The organism is Nocardia noduli, assembly GCF_019038455.1.
Lineage (GTDB): Bacteria > Actinomycetota > Actinomycetes > Mycobacteriales > Mycobacteriaceae > Nocardia > Nocardia noduli.
Genome location: NZ_JAFMPL010000058.1, coordinates 1 through 16,503, shown reverse-complemented (window position 1 = coordinate 16,503; position 16,503 = coordinate 1). Strand labels below are relative to the sequence as shown.

Here is a 16,503-nt window from a genome sequence, read left to right as displayed (position 1 = left end):
TGCCGAAACCGGCCCGCGCCGGAAAAACTACCGGGTAACCCTTTGCCGAGGAAACCGTACTGGATTCGCTGCTGACATGATGACCTGGGACGCACCGTCGGCAAGGATGGAAGGTGCGCCCGGACTTTCGTAACGGGTGGTCCGCCAACCAGCGCTCCGCCCGGGGAAAAAGAAGCCATCAGCTTGTCCACCCCTGTACGAGGAGCAGACTTGACAGACGTGATCCACTCGTCCGTTCCGGCGAAACCCGCTGGTCCCGACACCGTCTCCGCCCCGAACGGGTCGCACGCACAGCCGGCAGGCCGGGTGAGGGTGATCCGCGAGGGGGTGGCGTCCTACCTGCCGGATATCGACCCGGAGGAAACCAGCGAATGGCTCGAATCATTCGACGACATGCTCGACCGGGAAGGTCCGGGCCGTGCGCGCTACCTGATGCTCCGATTGTTGGAGCGCGCGGGTGAGCGCCGGGTCTCCATTCCCGCGTTGACTTCCACCGATTATGTGAACACCATTCCCACCGAGAACGAGCCGTGGTTTCCCGGCGACGAAGAGGTGGAGCGTCGGTTCCGCGCCTGGATTCGCTGGAACGCCGCGATCATGGTGCATCGCGCACAGCGTCCCGGCATCGGTGTCGGTGGGCACATCTCGACCTACGCGTCCTCGGCGGCGCTCTACGAGGTCGGCTTCAACCACTTCTTCCGCGGCAAGGATCATTCCGGCGGCGGTGACTCGATCTTCATCCAGGGCCACGCCTCGCCCGGCATCTACGCCCGCGCCTTCCTCGAGGGCAGGCTCAGCGAGAGCCAGATGGACGGGTTCCGTCAGGAGTACAGCCACGGCGGGCCGGGACACGGTCTTCCGTCGTATCCGCATCCCCGGCTGCTGAACAACTTCTGGGAATTCCCGACCGTCTCCATGGGTCTGGGCCCGATGAACGCCATCTACCAGGCCAGGTTCAACCACTACCTGCACGATCGCGGGATCAAGGACACCTCCGACCAGCACGTGTGGGCGTTCCTCGGCGACGGCGAGATGGACGAGCCGGAGTCGCGCGGTCTCGCGCACGTCGCGGCGATGGAGGGGCTGGACAACCTGACCTTCGTCGTCAACTGCAACCTGCAACGTCTCGACGGCCCGGTGCGCGGCAACGGCAAGATCATCCAGGAACTCGAGTCGTTCTTCCGCGGCGCGGGCTGGAATGTCATCAAGGTGATCTGGGGCCGCGAGTGGGACGCGCTGCTCGGCGCGGATCGCGACGGCGCGCTGGTGAATCTGATGAACACCACACCCGACGGTGATTTCCAGACCTACAAGGCCAACGACGGCGCCTACGTGCGCGACCACTTCTTCGGTCGCGATCCGAGGACCAAGGCGCTGGTGCAGGATCTGTCGAACCCGGAGATCTGGAACCTCAAGCGCGGAGGCCACGACTACCGCAAGGTCTACGCCGCCTACGCCGCGGCGATGGCGCACAAGGGTCAGCCGACGGTCATTCTGGCCAAGACCATCAAGGGCTACACCCTCGGCAAGCATTTCGAGGGCCGCAACGCCACCCATCAGATGAAGAAGCTGACGTTGCAGGACCTCAAGGACTTCCGCGATCTCCAGCGGATCCCGATCACCGACGCGGAGTTGGAGAAGGATCCGTACCTGCCGCCGTACTACCATCCCGGCATCGATACCCGCGAGGTCCAGTACATGCTGGATCGCCGCAAGGCGCTCGGCGGTTTCCTGCCCGAACGGCGTTCCGTGGCAAAGCCTCTGCAACTTCCCGGCGACGAGGCGTATCGCTCGGTGCGCAAGGGTTCGGGCAAGCAGAGTGTCGCCACCACGATGGCGCTGGTCCGCTTGATGAAGGAACTGCTGCGGGACAAGGAGATCGGCAAGCGGATCGTGCCGATCATCCCGGACGAGGCCAGGACCTTCGGTATGGACTCGTGGTTCCCTTCGTTGAAGATCTACAACCGCAACGGCCAGTTGTACACATCGGTCGACGCGGAATTGATGCTTGCCTACAAAGAGAGCACCACCGGCCAGATCCTGCACGAGGGCATCAACGAGGCCGGATCGACCGCGTCGTTCACCGCGGTCGGCACCTCGTACGCCACCCACGGCGAGCCGATGATCCCGCTCTACATCTTCTACTCGATGTTCGGTTTCCAGCGCACCGGTGACGGACTGTGGGCGGCGGCGGATCAGCTCGCCCGCGGATTCGTGCTCGGAGCAACTGCCGGGCGAACCACGTTGACCGGTGAGGGATTGCAGCACAACGACGGCCATTCGCTGTTGCTGGCATCGAGTAATCCCGCCGTGGTCACCTACGATCCGGCGTTCGCCTTCGAACTCGCGCATATCGTGCGCGACGGCCTGCGCCGGATGTACGGCGGCGGTGTGCCGAAACCGTCGGCGCAGACGGCGCTGCCGGGTACGGAGACGGTTCGTCGCGCCGAGGACACCTTCGGCGGCGAGGACATCTTCTACTACATCACCCTCTACAACGAGCCCTACCAGCAGCCGGTCGAGCCGGAAGGTCTCGATATCGCGGGTCTGCTCAAGGGCATCTACCTGTACAAGGCGGGAGAGGCCGGTGATGTGCGCGCGCAGATCCTGGTCTCCGGCGTCACCGTGCCCGACGGCCTGCGCGCGCAGGCGCTGCTCGCACAGCGGTGGGGTGTGCAGGCCGATGTGTGGTCGGTGACCTCGTGGGGTGAGCTCCGCAAGGAGGCACTCGCCAAGGAGATCGCGGCACTGCGTGATCCGAGCGCGGAGGTCGGCGTGCCCTACGTCACCGAGGCGCTGTCGCGGGTCGACGGTCCCTACATCGCCGCGACCGACTGGATGCGGGCGGTGCCGGATCAGGTCCGCAAGTGGGTACCGGGTGATTTCACCACCCTCGGCACCGACGGGTTCGGCTTCTCCGATACCAGGGCGGCGGCGCGGCGGGTATTCAACGTCGACGCGCAGTCGATCGCGCTCGCGGCGCTGGAAGGTCTGGCCCGGGTGGGCAGGATCGACCGGTCCACGGTGCTCGAGGCGGCGGCCGAATATCGGATCGGCGATGTCGACGCCGCGCCGAAGTCGGCCGCAAGCGGTGAGGAAGAACTCGCGTAGCGGACTATTGGAACGTGGAACGTAAACCGCCGCGGCCCCGACGGATCTCCGAAGGCTCCTCCGAGCACGAGGTGTATCTGCCGACCGGGGCACTGTCCCCGAATCGGCAGAACCGGGATCCGCTCCCGGACACGCTGCTCAAGCGGGTCAAGCAGTTCTCCGGCCGACTGTCGACCGAGGCTGTCGGATCCATGCAGGATCGGTTGCCGTTCTTCGCCGATCTGGATGCCGCCCAGCGGGCCGGGGTCCAGATGCTGGTGCAGACCGCGGTGGTGAACTTCCTCGAATGGCTCCAGGACCCGGAAAGCGATATCCGGTTCAGCCTGGACGCCTTCCAGGTCATTCCGCAGGATCTGGCGCGGCGGTTGACGTTGCGCCAGACCGTGGACATGGTCCGCGTGGCCATGGAGTTCTTCGAACAGTGGCTGCCCGCGCTCGCGCGCAACGACAGGCAGCTGGTCGCGCTCACCGAGGCGGTGCTGCGATACGGGCGTGAGCTCGGCTTCGCGGCCGCCTCGGTGTACGCCAGCGCCGCGGAATCACGCGGCGCGTGGGACACCAGGCTGGAGGCGCTGGTCGTCGACGCGGTGGTGCGCGGCGATACCGGCCCGGACATGCTGTCGCGGGCCGCGACGTTGAATTGGGACGCCACCGCGCCCGCGACGGTGCTGGTCGGCACGCCGCCCAAGGATCAGAGCGTGTCCATGGTCGGCGCGGTGCACAACATCGCCGCCAGGCACGGGCGCGCGGCGCTCGCGGTGGTGCAGGGCGCTCGGCTGGTGATGGTGGTGAGCGGTCATCTCAGCGATACCACACATATATCGGCCTTCCTCTCCGATCTGCTCGCCGAGGTCTTCTCGGACGGGCCGGTGGTGATCGGACCGACCATGCGCACCCTCGGCGCGGCCCACGCCAGCGCGGTGGAGGCGCTGGCGGGTATGGAGGCGGTCGTGGGGTGGCGCGGTGCGCCGCGGCCGGTGCACGCGACCGAATTACTACCCGAACGCGCATTGCTGGGTGATCGAGCTGCGGTCGACGCGCTGAACGAGTATCTTGTGCTCCCGTTGGCCGCTGCGGGATCCTCGCTCGCCGACACCCTCGATGCCTACCTCGATTGCGGTGGAGCCGTCGAGACCTGCGCCCGTCAGCTGTACGTCCATCCAAATACGGTGCGCTACCGCCTCAAGCGAATCGGGGAGATCACCGGACGTGATCCGATGAATCCCCGTGACGCCTACGTGCTCCGGATCGCGGCAACAGTGGGTCGTTTGACACGAACCCGTAACGAATCATCAACATCCGACCCAGAAGCACCACATGTCGCTGTGGGTCCCGATGGGCTGTAACGCAGAAGGCGAATCGGTCGATCGGGACACCCCACATGGGATTTTGTGGGACCCCTACAAAAGGGATCGAGAAGCTTCGGTCGCGTCGACATCTCGTAGAAGGCACCTCACAGTGTTTTCTTAGAGGCGTGATCGCGTTACTTGCCCCAGGACAGGGGTCCCAGACACCCGGCATGCTCGCGCCCTGGCTCGACCTTCCCGGCGCGGGAGAACGCCTCGCCCTCTGGTCCAAGGCCTCGGGCCTGGATCTCGTTCGTCTCGGCACCACCGCGACGGCCGAGGAGATCGTCGACACCGCTGTGACGCAACCCCTCGTTGTCGCCGCCGCGCTGCTGGCCTTCGCCGAAGTCGAGCAGAATTCACTGCCCGCCGCTACCATCGTGGCCGGACATTCGGTCGGCGAGTTCGCCGCCGCCGCTGTCGCCGGGGTAATCTCCCCTGACGACGCGGTGGTGCTGGCCGCCATCCGCGGTGCGGAGATGGCCAAGGCGTGCGCGCTGGAGCCGACCGGAATGTCCGCGGTGCTCGGCGGCGATGAGGCCGCCGTACTCGCACGGCTCGCGGAATTGAACCTCGTGCCCGCCAATCGCAACGCGGCCGGTCAGATCGTGGCCGCGGGCACACTCGACGCGTTGGCGGAACTGGCGGCGAACCCGCCGGAGAAGGCGCGGGTCCGCGCGCTTCCCGTCGCGGGCGCTTTCCACACCGCGTACATGGCTCCGGCCCAGGACGCGGTGGCCGAGGCTATCGGCAAGATCGCGCCGGACGAGCCGACCCGTGTGCTGCTGTCGAACTTCGACGGGCAGCCGGTCGCCTCGGGACAGGACGCGATCGATAAGCTCGCCGCGCAGGTCACCCGACCTGTTCGCTGGGATCTGTGCACCGAGACCATCCGCGCCGCCGCGGTGTCGGCAGTGGCGGAGTTGCCGCCGGCGGGCACGCTGGTCGGCATCGCCAAACGGGAACTGAAGGGCACGCCGACGCTGGCCCTGAAAACGCCCGAAGACCTCCCCGCGTTGGCCGGGTTCACGACCTCCGGCTAGCTTTCCCCGCGACGGTGCGGAGAAATTCGCACAGTCGTGACCGAATCGGCGGTAACCAACCGCCGCTTCGATCCGAAATAAACACAAGAGCCCTACAAATAGAAACAAGAAGGGAGCCACACCGTGGCCGCTCTGACCCAGGAACAAATCGTCGAGGAACTCGGCAGGATCATCGAAGAGGTTACGGGTATCGAACCCTCCGAGGTGACCATCGAGAAGTCCTTCGTCGATGACCTGGACATCGACTCGCTGTCCATGGTCGAGATCGCGGTACAGACCGAGGACAAGTACGGCGTGAAGATCCCGGACGAGGATCTGGCCAGCTTGAAGACGGTCGGCGACGCTGTCGGCTACATCCAGAAGCTCGAGGCGGAGAACAGCGAAGCCGCCGCGGAGCTCAAGGCCAAGTTCGACTCCGAGTAGGGCCGAAACAGTGACCACTCCTTCCACCTTGAACGGGAATTTCCCCAACGTCGTCGTCACTAGCCTGGCGGCGACCACGTCGATCGCGGGTGACGTCGATGCGACGTGGAAGGGACTCCTCAACGGCGAGAGCGGTATCGACGTTCTCGAGGATTCCTTCGTCGAGGAATACGACCTTCCCGTCCGCATCGGCGGACACCTGAAGGTCCGACCGGACACCCTGCTCACCCGGGTCGAATGTCGGCGCATGGCCTACGTCGAGCAGCTCGCGACCGTTCTCGGTCGTGAAGTCTGGCGCAACGCGGGCAGCCCGGAAGTCGATCCCGAGCGGCTCGGTGTGGCCATCGGAACCGGGATCGGCGGCGGCGACGCCCTCATCGACTCGGTCGACAAGCTGAAGAACGGCGGCTATCGAAAGATTTCGCCCCTGGCTGTTCAGATGGTCATGCCGAACGGCCCTTCGGCCGTGGTCGGTCTCGAATTGAAGGCCAGGGCAGGAGTGGTCACTCCGGTCTCGGCATGCTCGTCCGGCTCCGAGGCCATCGCCAACGCGTGGCGGATGATCGTTATGGGTGACGCCGATATCGTCGTCGCCGGTGGCGTCGAGGGTTACATCGACGCCGTGCCGATCGCGGCATTCTCCATGATGCGTGCGATGAGCAACCGCAACGACGATCCCAAGGGCGCCTCGCGGCCCTTCGACAAGGATCGTGACGGATTCGTCTTCGGTGAGGCGGGCGCCCTCATGGTCATCGAGACCGAGGAGCACGCCAAGGCTCGTGGAGCCACCATCCACGCGCGTCTGCTCGGCGCGGGCATCACCTCGGACGGTTTCCATCTCGTCGCCCCCGATCCCACGGGCGACGGTGCCTCGCGTGCCATCAAGCGCGCGTTGCAGACGGCGGGTCTGACCGCCGCTGACATCACCCATGTCAACGCACACGCGACCGCGACGCCGATCGGTGACACCGCCGAGGCGAACGCGATCAACAAGGCCATCGGCAATCACGCCTCGGTCTACGCTCCGAAGTCGGCACTGGGCCACTCGATCGGCGCGGTCGGCGCCCTCGAGTCCGTGCTCACCGTGCTCAGCATCCGCGACGGCATCGTTCCGCCGACGCTGAACCTGGAGAACCAGGATCCGGAGATCGACCTCGATGTGGTGCACGGCGAAGCCCGTCGCCAGGAGATCGAGTACGCGATCAACAATTCCTTCGGTTTCGGTGGGCACAACGTCGCGCTCGCCTTCGGTCGCGCATAGCCGCTCGATCGACTGCACAACGAATCAGGCGGGGGCCGGTATCGGCCCCCGCCTGATTCGACATACGCAGCCGCGCTCGCGGCAACACTCTTATCGAGGAGATAACGCGATGACCATCATGGCTCCGGCGTTCCCACAGGAGACGACGACAGATCCGCGTGATCCGCTGGGCAGACTCCAGCGCTTCTTCGATCCCGGCACGGTTCTTCCGCTGCATCCGCGCGATAAATCCGGCGTTCTCGCCGCGATCGGCGAGGTCGACGGTGTCCGCACCGTCGCCTACTGCTCCGATGCCACCGTCATGGGCGGCGCGATGGGCGTCGACGGATGCAAACACATCGTCGACGCCATCGATACGGCCATCGATTCCGGTGCTCCCGTGGTCGGTATCTGGCATTCCGGCGGCGCCCGGCTGGCCGAGGGTGTGGAGGCCCTGCACGCGGTCGGACTGGTCTTCGAGGCCATGGTCCGCGCGTCCGGCCTGGTCCCGCAGCTCTCGGTGGTGCTCGGATTCGCCGCGGGCGGCGCCGCCTACGGCCCCGCGCTGACCGATATCGTCATCATGGCTCCCGAAGGCCGCGTTTTCGTGACCGGACCCGATGTGGTGCGCAGCGTCACCGGTGAACAGGTCGACATGGAAACCCTCGGCGGTCCGGTCACCCACGGCAAGAAGTCCGGTGTCACCCATATCGTCGCCGACAGCGAATCCGATGCCATGCATCGCGCCCGCAGGCTGGTGTCGATGTTCGCCGAGCAGGGTGAATTCGATCTGCTCGCCGCCGAGCACGGTGATGTCGACCTGAAGGCGCTCCTGCCGGAATCGGCCAAGCGCGCCTACGACGTGAAACCGCTGGTGCACGAGCTGCTCGACAATATCAACGGCGAGTCCTCCTTCGAGGAATTGCAGGGTGGTTACGCGCGCAGCATGGTGACCGGTCTCGGTCGTCTCGGCGGTCGTACCGTCGGTGTGCTGGCCAACAATCCGTTGCGCCTGGGCGGCTGCCTCAACTCGGAGAGCGCGGAGAAGGCGGCGCGGTTCGTGCGCCTGTGCGACGCGTTCGGCATTCCGCTGATCGTCATCACCGATGTGCCCGGTTACCTGCCCGGCGTCAGCCAGGAGTGGGAGGGCGTGGTGCGGCGCGGCGCGAAACTGCTGCACGCCTTCGCCGAGGCGCGGGTTCCCCGGGTCACGCTGGTCACCCGCAAGATCTACGGCGGCGCCTACATCGCGATGAACGCCCGGTCGCTCGGTGCGACCGCCGTGTACGCGTGGCCGGGTTCGGAGGTCGCGGTGATGGGCGCCAAGGCCGCGGTCGGCATCCTGCACAAGAAGGCGCTCGCCGCCGCGCCGGACGACGAGCGTGAGGCGCTGCACGAGCGGCTGACCGTCGAGCACGAGCAGATCGCGGGCGGTGTCGAGCGCGCCATCGCGATCGGGGTCGTCGACCAGGTCATCGACCCGGCCAAGACCCGGAGCACGATCGCCGCCGCGCTGGCCGCCGCGCCGTCGCGCAAGAGCCACCACAAGAACATTCCGCTGTGAGGTGAGTGTCGCGAAACGGGCCCGGGAAATTCCCCGGGCCCGTTTTCGTTGTTCGCCTCCGTCGAGCGATCACGGGGGTGGAGGCGTCACCGCTGGGTAGCATCGGGTTGTGCGTTACGAGGAGCTTTCCGAGGAGCCGTGTTCGATTACCCGGCCGCTGGTGATTCTGGGTGACCGGTGGACACTGGTGATTCTCAAGCACTCGTTCGCCGGTATCCGTCGCTTCAACACTTTCCAGAGCGCGCTCGGTATTTCCCGCAGTCGATTGCAGGATCGGCTGGACCGCTTGATCGAGCACGGCATCCTGGTGAAGCAGAAGGCCGAGGTCGGCGCGCACGAGGAATACCGGCTGACGCCGAAGGGGCACGATATCTATCCGATCCTGATGGCGATCCGGGATTGGGGCGACGCGTATATGGCGCCCGCCGGGCCGCCGGTCGAATACCGTCATCGCGGATGTGCCGGAGAGGCGCATGTGAAACTCGAATGCGATTCCTGCGGAAGTGAATTGACCGCCCGCGATATCGCCCCCGAACTCGGTCCCGGATTGACCGGAGAAAGTGTCGCGGCGGGCTGATCAGGAACCGGACCGGATCTTTTCGGCCGGATTGTCCTGATTCACACACTCCTGGACCGGATTCGGGACGGCCGGGGAAATCCGGCAGTTCCACACGCCCGTGCCGACGGCGACGGTGATCACGACATTCTCGCCCGACGTTCGTGACCTGGCCGCGTAGATCTCGGCCACCGCGAGGGCGGCCTCGCACGCGGTGTCGCCCCTGATCGTGATCGCGATGATGCTCTGACCGAATTCCGCTGTGCCGCAGGATATCTCGATCGGTTCCAGGACGGGGTGCGCGACGTGCACGGCTCGGGTGGGTGCGGTCGTGGTGGGGACGATCACGGCCGCGGTGGTCGCCGCGGCGCTCGCGGTCGGCGTCGCGCCGAGGACCTCGCCCTCGGCGTCGTCGCAGCCGGTGAGGCCCGTGGTGAGCGCGACCGCGGCGATGACCGCGGGCAGTACGCCGGAAGAACGCATGAAGCCTCCTGTGTCGCGCGGTCGACGCCGGAGCCGCTGATCGCCCCCCGACCTGCGCTCACCCTAGCGCGGTCGGCGGGTGAGTGCCGGTATCGGCGCGACGATCGCCCGCCTCAGTCGCTGTGCCAGGCGACGACGTGGTCGAGATCGGCTCGGGTGGTGCGGAAACTGTTCACCGGGTGGTCGATGTCGGGGTGGCCGAAGGAGATGGCGGCGACGACTCGGCGGTGCTCGGGGATGTCGAAGTGGGCGCGCAGGAAGGGGGAGTAGGAGGCCAGGGCGGCCTGGGGTGCGGCGCCGAGGCCAAGGCTCTGGGCGGCGAGCAGGAAATTGCCGATGTAGAGGCCGCAGTCGACGGCGCCGTAGACGCCGAGATCGGCTTCGCTGGTGACGATCGCGACGTGGGGCGCGTCGAAGAGTTCGAAGTTGCGGACGGCTTGGCGCATGGTGCCCGCGTTGTCGCCCTTGGCGATACCGACGCTGTCGTAGAGTTGCAGGCCGCATTCACGTCTGCGATCGCGGTAGACGCCGGTGTAGGCCGACGGGAACGGGAAATCGGGTTCGGGAATCGCGCCTGAGACATGCTCGAGCAGTGCTTTTCGGAATCGGTCGGTGCCCGCGCCCTCGGTGATCACCAGCTGCCAGGGCTGGGTGTTGCACCACGACGGTGTGCGACCGGCCAGGCGCAGCAGCGCCTCGATGGTCTCGCGGGCGACCGGGTCGGTGGTGAACTGCCTGCATGTCCACCGGTGTTCGAGGATTCGGTGCAATGCCTCGTATTCGTCGGTCCGCACATCCGTCGGGTTCATCGGCCCACCCTCTCGTATTCGGTTCTATTTCGAGACTGAATGCTAGCGTGAGTGGTCTCATTTCGGAACTGGATGCGGTCGAGAAATCACACCCCAGCGCGGCACAGCAAAATCCAGTTATCGGAGGGTGTGTGCTGGCAGAATCCGACGCATGGGGTCCGAGGCCCGTGACGCGCGTAAGCGGCACGGCAGGCACTACACGCCGCCCGCGCTCGCGCAGTTCCTGGCGCGACGCCTGCTGGCGCATATGCCGGAACCGAGCCGCGCGGGCACGCTGCGAGTCCTGGATCCCGCTTGCGGAGACGGGGAACTGTTGCTCTCGCTCCATCGCGAGATCACGGCCGGACTCCCCGGCGTCCGGGTGGAACTGATCGGATTCGATCTCGACGAGACGGCGCTCGCGGTGGCCAGGGCCAGGGCGCGGGCGGCTGGTGTCGACGTGCGATGGCATTCGGGAGATTTCCTGTCGGAGTCGGAACGGCTGGCCGACAACAGTTTCGACGCGATCATCACGAACCCGCCGTATGTGCGCACCCAGCAGCTCGGCACCGTGGCCGCGCGATCGCTGGCCGAGCGCTTCGGACTGCGCGGCCGGATCGACCTGACCCACCCCTTCGTCGCCGTCGCGCCGCGACTGTTGCGCCAGGGCGGCGTGCTGGGTCTGTTGTGCGCCAACAGGTTCATCACCACCAGGGCGGGCGCCAATATCCGCGCGATCCTGTGCGCCGAACTCGCGCCGGTGGAACTCTACGACCTGGGCGACACCAAACTGTTCGAGGCGGCCGTCCTGCCCGCGATCACCATCGCGACCAGGACCGGAACCCGACCCGACTGTCGTTTCGTCTCTGCCTACGAAGTGCCCGAATCCGAAACCGTGTCCGTACCGGGGCTTTTCGAAGCGTTGACCCGTGACACCGGCGGCAGCGTCGCCCACGACGGGCGTACTTTCGCGGTGGAGGTCGGCACGTTGTGCTCCGAGGGTCCGGCGCTCGCGCACCGTGCGGACAGCACCTGGCGGATGTCGCGTCCCGGTGTCGACGCGTGGCTGGCCCGGATCGGTGAGCGCACGTGGCGCACGTTCGGTGAGGTCGCGCGCATCAGGGTGGGGATCAAGACGACCGCCGATCGGGTCTTCATCTCCGACCGCTGGCACGAGGCGGATCCGTGTCCGGAACAGGAACTGCTGCTGGATCTCATCACCCACCACGATCTCGCGCCGTGGCGCATCGACCGCGAGCGCGAGACGAGGGTCCTCTATCCCTACGACACCGACGTGTCCAGGCGTACGCCGGTCGACCTGCGCGAATTCCCCGATGCCGCCGCCTATCTCCGAACGCACGAAGAAGCGCTGACGGCCCGTCGGTATCTGGTGGACAGCGGCAGGAGTTGGTTCGAGATCTGGGTGCCGCAGCGTCCGCACCTGTGGCGCGTACCCAAACTGGTCTTCCCGGATATCAGCGAACGTCCCAGATTCGCGCTCGACCGCTCGGGGGCGGTGGTGAACGGGGACTGCTACTGGATCTCGCTCGCTGATCTCGGGGTCGGTGACCACCTGGCCCATCTGCTGATGGGCGTGGCGAATTCCGCGCTCGGAGTGCGTTTCTACGACGCGGTCTGCGGCAACCGCCTCTACGCGGGCAGGCGGCGGTGGATCACCCAGTACGTGTCGCGGTTGCCGTTGCCGGATCCCGGGTCGGCGGCGGCCGCCGAGATAGTGGGACTGGTCGGCGAATTCGTCGGCGGACGTCCGGTCGAGCCGGACGCGCAGCGGACACTCGACGAGTTGGTCGCGGCCGCGTTCGGGGTCGGCTCAGGTCGTCGCCCTGACGCCGACCATCGGGAGCAGCGTGCGCCGCGCGAACTCGCGCCCGGCCTCGGCATCGCCGAGCGGGATCAGGCCGTCGGGGGTGAGGGCGAGCGACAGCGCGAGGCGGGCCATGATCTCGGCGACCAGATCGGCGTCGAAGTCGTCGTCGGCGCCGCGCAATTCGCCCAGTTTGCCCGCCAGGTACGTGCGGCCGACGGCGAGGATCGGGCCACCCTCGGTGGTGAGCCTCGGCAGGATCAGATCCGGTTCGGTCCGCAGCAGGCGGCGCAGTAGTTCGTTACCCGCTATCGCCCCGATGAAGGCGACGAAGATCTCCACGAGTTGGTTCTCGGTGCCTTCGACCGTCTGCACCCGCTTGTCGATATCGGCGACGAAACGCTGTGCCTCGCGCACGCTGACCGCCTCGACCAGGTCGTTCTTGGATTCGAATCGGCGGTAGAGGGTGGCGGGGCTGATTCCGGCTCGCCGGGCGATCTCACCCATGCTGGTGCGTTTGATGCCGAAATCCAGGAATGCCGACAGCGCGCTCTCCAGTAGTTTCTCCCCGTCTTTCACGGGCTTGTCCAGAATCCGCTGGAGCATGGGCGGAACGGTGGGCATCGAGTCTCCAGTCAGGGGCGCGCCGACGGGGCGGGGTGGGTCGTTCATTATCCCACCGGCATACGCCGTCGCGGTCCCGGATCGGCCGAAAGGTGAGTGGAAGGCATGTCAAGCATCTCACTCTATCGTCGGAGGCTCCCGCGCGGTGAGCTACGGACGCGGCAGATCCAGATCGGCCATTTCCTGCTCGATCGCGTTGGCCGCGAAATCGACACCGCTGGATCGCAGTTCGTGAACCCGGCGCTGGAGCGCCTCGATACCCCCCGGTTGTGCCGCGATGTCGGCGACGCTGATCCGCCCCTTCGGCCGGTGCATATTCGTATCCCTGCACACCACCGTGATACCTCCTGCCCGCACGCCGCGTCGCTCGCCGTCCCTGGGGGACCGTCTCGACGAAAACCGCTGGCAAACGTCTCGGCCGGAGCCCCCGGGACGCCGGGCACGCCCCCGAATGTTATCAGCCGCCCGTGCAGGTCATTTGACCGGTGTGCGATGACTCACAGAATCTTCGCGTCCCGGTGACCGGCCATATTGTGCACGTAGACGGAGCTGTTGAGGCGGAGGCCGTCGCGTTCCTCCTCGCTCAATTCCCGGCGGACTTTGCCCGGCACACCGGCCACGAGCGAACCCGGCGGGATGCGCGCGCCCTCGGGTATCAGCGCGTTGGCGGCGATCAGACTGCCCTCGCCGATCACCGCGCCGTTGAGCACGGTGGCGCCCATGCCGACCAGCACGTTGTCGCCGACGGTGCAGCCGTGCAGGATCGCGTTGTGGCCAACCGACACCCCCGTGCCCACGGTCAACGGGAAGCCGGGATCGGCGTGCAGCACGCATCCGTCCTGGATGTTGGTCGCGGGTCCGATGGTGATGTCCTCGAGATCGGCGCGCAGCACCGCGCCGTACCAGACGCTGACCTCGGCGCCGAGCGTCACCCGTCCGATCACGGTGGCGGTGGGCGCGATCCAGGAACTGTCGTCGATAGTGGGGGCGACGCCGCCGAACTCAATCATCATGGGGGCAACTTAGCCGACCCGCCGCGCGGTCGATCCGCGGTCCGGAACAGCGCGCGATGCGCCGCCGGACTGGTACCGAGCAGGCGGTGGAAGTGATGGCGCAGGCTGACCGCGGTATGGAAACCGGTCGACTCGGCGATGCGGTCCACCGTCTCGTCGGTGGATTCGAGCAGCAGCCGCGCGCGGTCGGTGCGTTGGTGCAGCAGCCACTGCTGCGGACTGCTTCCGGTGCGTTCGCGAAATCTGCGGGTGAAGGTGCGCCGTGACATGAGGGCGACCCGCGCCCACCGATCGAGGTCGACCGGATCGCCGAGATGGGTTCGCGCCCACACCATCGCGCGTTCGATCGGGTCGTCGGTCGCGTCGTCGGGGACGGCCACCGGAATGTACTGGGCCTGCGAACCGCTGCGATGCGGCGCGGTGACCAGCGCGCGGGCCAGTTCGGTCGCGGCGCGGCTGCCGAGGTCGGCGCGGACCAGGTGCAGGCAGCAATCGAGTGCCGCCGCCACCCCGGCCGAGGTGACGACGTCGCCGAGATCCGACCACAGGGTGTCGGCGCGCACCCGCACCGCCGGATACGCGCGACCCAGTTCGGCGGCGGCGGACCAGTGCGTGGTGATCTCACGCCCGTCGGCCAGACCGCTCGCCGCGACAGCCCACGCGCCGAGGCAGAGGCCGACGATCCGGGCGCCGCGCGCGTGGGCGGCGCGCAGGGCGGCGCGGAGTTCGTCGGAGATGCCCTCGCCGGGCGGCCAACTCGGGATCACCACGGTGTCTGCCGCGTCGAACACCTCGAGTCCGTGCTCGACGTGGATGTCGAAACCGGCCGGGGTGCGCAGGGTGCCCGGCTGTTCGGCGCACACGCGCACCACGTATTGCGCCGGGCCCTGTGCCCCGACGCGGCCGAAGACGAGCGTCGGCACCGAGAGATGGAACGGGCTGATGCCGTCGAAGGCCAGAACCGCCACGAAACGCATGGCCCGATATTAGCGGCAGGTGGCTCGCGGGCCACTGTCGGCGGCTCCGGATTCGTCGGACGATCGACGTCATGACCGAGACGATCACCCGCACAGTCGAAGCCCTGCTCGTCGGCGGACCGACACTGCGACTGCGCTACGCAGGGCTCACCTGGCTCACCGACCCCACCTTCGACGCCCCCGGCGACTACCCGGGCCCCGTCACCCTGCACAAGATCACCGGACCCGCGATCGGCCCGGACGAGGTCGGCGCGGTCGACGTGGTCCTGCTCTCCCACGATCAGCACGCCGACAATCTCGACACCTCGGGCCGCGCCTTCCTCGATGGCGTCGACACCGTGCTCTCGACCGCCGACGCCGCGAGTCGACTGAACGGCGTTCGGGCGCTGGAGAATTGGGAGACCGTCACGATCGGCGCGGCACAGGTGACCGGCGTGCCCGCGCTGCACGGCCCGCCCGGATGCGAGCCGGTGACCGGTGTCGTCACCGGATTCGTCCTGCGGGCCGACGGCGAGCCGACGGTGTACGTCTCCGGCGACAACGCGTCGGTGGACCTGGTGCGGGAGATCGTCGACCGCGTCGGCCCCATCGATATCGCCGTCCTGCACGTGGGCGCCGCCAATGTCGATATCTTCGGCGACACCGACGTCACCCTGAACGGGCGCAGCGCGCTGCGGGCCGCCGAACTGCTCGGCGACGCGGTGATCGTCCCCGTCCACGCCGAGGGCTGGGCGCATTTCAGCGAGACCCTGGACTATCTGACGCGGGTGTTCGACTACGCGGGCAGCGCGGGGCGGTTGCGCGTACTGCGGGCAGGGGAGGCGACGGCGATCTGAACGGGACGGCCCCCGCGGACATTCCGCCCGGCGATCGACCGATACCCGGCGAGTTCGGCCGAATTCGTCCGCGTGGACCGGTACGTCGATGCGCGCGCCCTCGTGGCGAACACACCGGGTGTGGGCCACGATGGCGTTATGAAGATCGGAGTTCCGCGTGAGATCAAGGAACAGGAGTTCCGGGTCGCGCTGACACCGGCGGGCGCGGGGGAACTGGTCAGGCACGGGCACCAGGTGCTGATCGAGGCGGGCGCGGGCGTCGGGTCGGGATTCGGCGATATCGACTACACCGGCGCGGGCGCCCGGCTCGCGTCCACCGCCGAGGAGGTGTGGCGGACGGCGGAACTGGTGTTGAAGGTGAAGGAGCCGATCGCGCCGGAGTATCCGCGCATGCGCTCGGGGCAGGTGCTGTTCACCTACCTGCACCTTGCGGCGTCGCGCGAATGCACCGACGCGATCCTGCGCTCGGGGATCACCGCTATCGCCTACGAGACCGTGCGCGCGGCGGACGGCTCGCTACCGCTGCTCGCGCCGATGAGCGAGGTCGCGGGCAAACTCGGCACCCAGGTCGGGGCCTATCACCTCATGGCGCCGCTGGGCGGGGCCGGGGTGCTGCTCGGCGGGGTGCCCGGGGTGCGTCCCGCCGATGTGGTCGTGCTCGGCGGGACGCACCC

14 protein-coding genes and 2 pseudogenes are annotated in these 16,503 nt (G+C 67.2%); 10 read left to right on the top strand and 6 right to left on the bottom strand.

All coding sequences use genetic code 11. The features are described 5' to 3' along the window. Positions 1-210: 210 nt before the first annotated feature. From aceE to JZ792_RS25620, 7 genes are all read left to right on the top strand, one after another. On the top strand, positions 211-3,111 hold the full coding sequence (gene aceE, locus JZ792_RS25650) for a pyruvate dehydrogenase (acetyl-transferring), homodimeric type (protein WP_216914218.1): 2,901 nt from the start codon (positions 211-213) through the stop codon (positions 3,109-3,111). Positions 3,112-3,182: 71 nt separating this feature from the next. Then, positions 3,183-4,457: a PucR family transcriptional regulator gene (locus JZ792_RS25645; protein ID WP_109526378.1), complete on the top strand. Its 1,275-nt coding sequence runs from the start codon at positions 3,183-3,185 to the stop codon at positions 4,455-4,457. A gap of 128 nt (positions 4,458-4,585) precedes the next feature. After that, positions 4,586-5,500 (top strand): ACP S-malonyltransferase, encoded by a 915-nt coding sequence (locus JZ792_RS25640; RefSeq protein WP_216914216.1) that lies wholly within the window; start codon positions 4,586-4,588, stop codon positions 5,498-5,500. Between the two features lie 123 nt (positions 5,501-5,623). Beyond that, on the top strand, positions 5,624-5,923 hold the full coding sequence (gene acpM, locus JZ792_RS25635) for a meromycolate extension acyl carrier protein AcpM (RefSeq protein ID WP_109526376.1): 300 nt from the start codon (positions 5,624-5,626) through the stop codon (positions 5,921-5,923). Between the two features lie 10 nt (positions 5,924-5,933). Then, the gene (locus tag JZ792_RS25630; protein ID WP_109526375.1) at positions 5,934-7,184 is read left to right on the top strand and encodes a KasA/KasB family beta-ketoacyl-ACP synthase; all 1,251 of its coding nucleotides are present in this window, start codon (positions 5,934-5,936) and stop codon (positions 7,182-7,184) included. A gap of 109 nt (positions 7,185-7,293) precedes the next feature. After that, positions 7,294-8,727 (top strand): acyl-CoA carboxylase subunit beta, encoded by a 1,434-nt coding sequence (locus JZ792_RS25625; RefSeq protein WP_216914214.1) that lies wholly within the window; start codon positions 7,294-7,296, stop codon positions 8,725-8,727. 109 nt (positions 8,728-8,836) lie between these two features. Then, complete coding sequence (locus tag JZ792_RS25620; RefSeq protein WP_216914212.1) at positions 8,837-9,304, top strand: winged helix-turn-helix transcriptional regulator; 468 nt, start codon at positions 8,837-8,839, stop codon at positions 9,302-9,304. On the opposite strand, the gene JZ792_RS25615 is transcribed toward JZ792_RS25620, so the two are convergent. After that, positions 9,305-9,766: a hypothetical protein gene (locus JZ792_RS25615; RefSeq protein ID WP_216914210.1), complete on the bottom strand. Its 462-nt coding sequence runs from the start codon at positions 9,764-9,766 to the stop codon at positions 9,305-9,307. It lies immediately after the preceding gene. A 113-nt stretch (positions 9,767-9,879) separates the two neighbouring features. Beyond that, on the bottom strand, positions 9,880-10,575 hold the full coding sequence (locus JZ792_RS25610; RefSeq protein ID WP_216914208.1) for a nitroreductase: 696 nt from the start codon (positions 10,573-10,575) through the stop codon (positions 9,880-9,882). A gap of 151 nt (positions 10,576-10,726) precedes the next feature. On the opposite strand from JZ792_RS25610, the pseudogene JZ792_RS43255 reads away from it, so the two are divergent. After that, positions 10,727-11,338 (top strand): annotated as a pseudogene (locus JZ792_RS43255) (Eco57I restriction-modification methylase domain-containing protein); the annotation flags it as partial. 1,047 nt (positions 11,339-12,385) lie between these two features. On the opposite strand, the gene JZ792_RS42220 reads toward JZ792_RS43255, so the two are convergent. From JZ792_RS42220 to JZ792_RS25590, 4 genes are all read right to left on the bottom strand, one after another. Further along, positions 12,386-13,003, bottom strand: a complete 618-nt coding sequence (locus tag JZ792_RS42220) for a TetR/AcrR family transcriptional regulator (protein ID WP_232839877.1) — start codon at positions 13,001-13,003, stop codon at positions 12,386-12,388. 150 nt (positions 13,004-13,153) lie between these two features. After that, positions 13,154-13,318, bottom strand: coding sequence for a hypothetical protein (locus JZ792_RS25600; protein WP_254190344.1), 165 nt, complete (start codon positions 13,316-13,318; stop codon positions 13,154-13,156). A gap of 182 nt (positions 13,319-13,500) precedes the next feature. Continuing rightward, the gene (locus JZ792_RS25595) at positions 13,501-14,016 is read right to left on the bottom strand and encodes a gamma carbonic anhydrase family protein (protein WP_216914202.1); all 516 of its coding nucleotides are present in this window, start codon (positions 14,014-14,016) and stop codon (positions 13,501-13,503) included. After that, positions 14,013-14,993 (bottom strand): GlxA family transcriptional regulator, encoded by a 981-nt coding sequence (locus JZ792_RS25590; RefSeq protein ID WP_216914200.1) that lies wholly within the window; start codon positions 14,991-14,993, stop codon positions 14,013-14,015. Before JZ792_RS25590 ends, JZ792_RS25595 begins: the two co-directional genes overlap by 4 nt. Positions 14,994-15,064: 71 nt before the next feature. On the opposite strand from JZ792_RS25590, the gene JZ792_RS25585 reads away from it, so the two are divergent. Both JZ792_RS25585 and JZ792_RS25580 read left to right on the top strand, forming a co-directional pair. Beyond that, positions 15,065-15,829, top strand: a complete 765-nt coding sequence (locus tag JZ792_RS25585; protein WP_216914198.1) for an MBL fold metallo-hydrolase — start codon at positions 15,065-15,067, stop codon at positions 15,827-15,829. Between the two features lie 138 nt (positions 15,830-15,967). Then, positions 15,968-16,503 (top strand): annotated as a pseudogene (locus JZ792_RS25580) (alanine dehydrogenase); the annotation flags it as partial.